Below are 2089 nucleotides of genomic sequence, written 5' to 3' on the forward strand. Positions count from 1 at the left end.
TCAATTTTCCATCACCTCCTGACAACTAAAAAGAGACAAGCTTGCACTCCTCTCTGCACAAGAAAAGACAACAGCCTTTGACTACTGCCTTATCCTTATCATTCGATACTACTATAATAGCACCTCACACTTATAATGCGTTAAAGACAGCCCACAAAAGACTATCTTTGCGGATACAGAATGTAACCATCACTTCACACCATCGTTATTTGTTCAGGTTTATTTCATGCTTCGTTTATCCGCCGTTTTGCTATTTCAAAGTATTTATCATCCAGTTCTATGCCGATGAAGTTGCGGTTTAGGTTCTTGCACGCTACCCCGGTACTTCCCGAACCCATAAATAAATCCAGCACCGTGTCGCCTTGGTTGCTGGATGTTTTGATTATTCGTTCCATCAGGTCGTTCGGCTTTTGTGTCGGGTGCTGTTTGCCGTTGTTGCGTTCCTGTGAGCGCCAGACGTTGTTGTGATTTGTGTCGAGGTTGTGTGTATACCTGCCCTTCCTGCCGGTTTCTTTTATCTCGATATATTCCGAAAATAAAGATTGATAATCGCGACCAAAAAATCCCGTTGATTGAAGTATTTTATAATTTTCTTGACTGGGCATTCTCCAATGTGATGCTTTCAGCGAGAAGTAATGAACTGTATTTTGTCCCAATAGTTCTTTGATTTCACTGTTGCTCAGACCGGTCTTTCTTCGTTCCTCTAAAAGATATTTTTGAACCGGCAGCAGTTTCTCTTCTTGCATCAAATAATGATTAAGCCCGTATGCATCTTGTAGCGTATATGACAAGCAATATTCGCATACGTTAAACCAAGACCTCAAGTTACTTCCTTCGCTCGGAGTTTTCCAACTAAGCGCCCTAAAGTCGCCCTTGTCCCAAGCGATAAACGAATTAAATACAAACCCGCTGTTATTCCTTAGCCACTCCATCAGTTGAGCAATCTGAACCATGTCGTTCTGCCACCAATAAAATGACCCGTTATCCTTCAGCACTCTCTGGCACTCAATGAACCACTTACCACACCATTCAATATAGTTTGGTATCTTATCCCATTTGGCTTTTCCGATGTTGTAAGGCGGGTCAGTCAGGATAAGGTCAACCGACTTGTCTGGTATATCTTTCATCAGTTCAAGGCAATCGCCGTGTAGTAGGTTAATGTCCATAATCGTTATTTATTATTGTGCTCCTTTTTTATTTTTATAGTACAGCCTTAGAAACACGAGCGAGAGGAATCGAACCTCATAGCTTAGCCTTAATAAATAAATCGTTTCAGCTTCGTTAGTTTGCTAGCTCTGCCTAGCGCTCGCACTCGTCTATCTAATTTATCAACGATACTATTTTACCCTACCAAATATGCTAATCCCCCAAGAGTTTCTTAGCACTTTCTGGTGTGTTTCTCCCAAATAATTCTAGTTCGTCGTTTTCGCTTTCAAATACTAATAAGTTCCCGTTTCTGTAACTTTCCGCAAATTCAAGGATTCCATTTTCTAGTAATCGATAAAACTCTGATTCTGTATAGTTTAAATCCATATAAATTTCAATATCGCTCTTGATATGCTTGCTACAATACTTCTCAATAATAATTTGTCTTTGATACGGGTCACAAATAGCATTGATAGCTTCTCTTATTTTATCCAGTTCTTGCTCTGCTGCTACCTTGCGCAAGACCATAGTCTCTGTTTGCTGACTTAGCAAACCCGTAAAACTTTTTGGTTCGAAAGAATAAGTCGTTGTAATTTTAGGAGAGTATGGCTCGCCAGCGATACGCTGCAGTCTACGATATTGTGACAGCTTCTTGTATGCAGCTCTCTTCGTTTGATTCCTGTTGATATTATTAAATAGACGCATTTGCACACTTGACCTCTTTTTGATATAATAATCTTGTCTTTTATTTATCATTTGAGGTCGAGTGTGCGCTCGGCTTTTTTTACTTTTCGTGAATCGTCATGTATGGTTTTTCTTTTTTTACACGGCCGCATTTTTTGCACTCCACATAACAAGATAGCCAACGACCATGTATCTTAACGTAATAATGTTTGCAGAAGAATCTTCTTGTGTTCGTTATAATTCTTTCAAATAATGATTT

2 protein-coding genes are annotated in these 2089 nt (G+C 39.5%); both read right to left on the minus strand.

The genetic code is table 11. The features are described from left to right. Positions 1 to 224: 224 nt before the first annotated feature. Complete coding sequence (locus HMPREF2574_RS07795) at positions 225 to 1166, minus strand: DNA-methyltransferase (RefSeq protein ID WP_070812396.1); 942 nt, start codon at positions 1164 to 1166, stop codon at positions 225 to 227. A 193-nt stretch (positions 1167 to 1359) separates the two neighbouring features. After that, complete coding sequence (locus HMPREF2574_RS07800; RefSeq protein ID WP_257374286.1) at positions 1360 to 1902, minus strand: ArpU family phage packaging/lysis transcriptional regulator; 543 nt, start codon at positions 1900 to 1902, stop codon at positions 1360 to 1362. Between the last annotated feature and the right edge of the window lie 187 nt (positions 1903 to 2089).

This window comes from Streptococcus sp. HMSC034E12, from assembly GCF_001835915.1.
Classification (GTDB): Bacteria; Bacillota; Bacilli; order Lactobacillales; family Streptococcaceae; genus Streptococcus; species Streptococcus vaginalis.

Bases quoted from the DNA above. Each gene is read 5' to 3' on its own strand.
- HMPREF2574_RS07795 (WP_070812396.1), bottom strand. From the start codon at position 1,166: ATGGACATTAACCTACTACACGGCGATTGCCTTGAACTGATGAAAGAT.
- HMPREF2574_RS07800 (WP_257374286.1), bottom strand. From the start codon at position 1,902: ATGATAAATAAAAGACAAGATTATTATATCAAAAAGAGGTCAAGTGTG.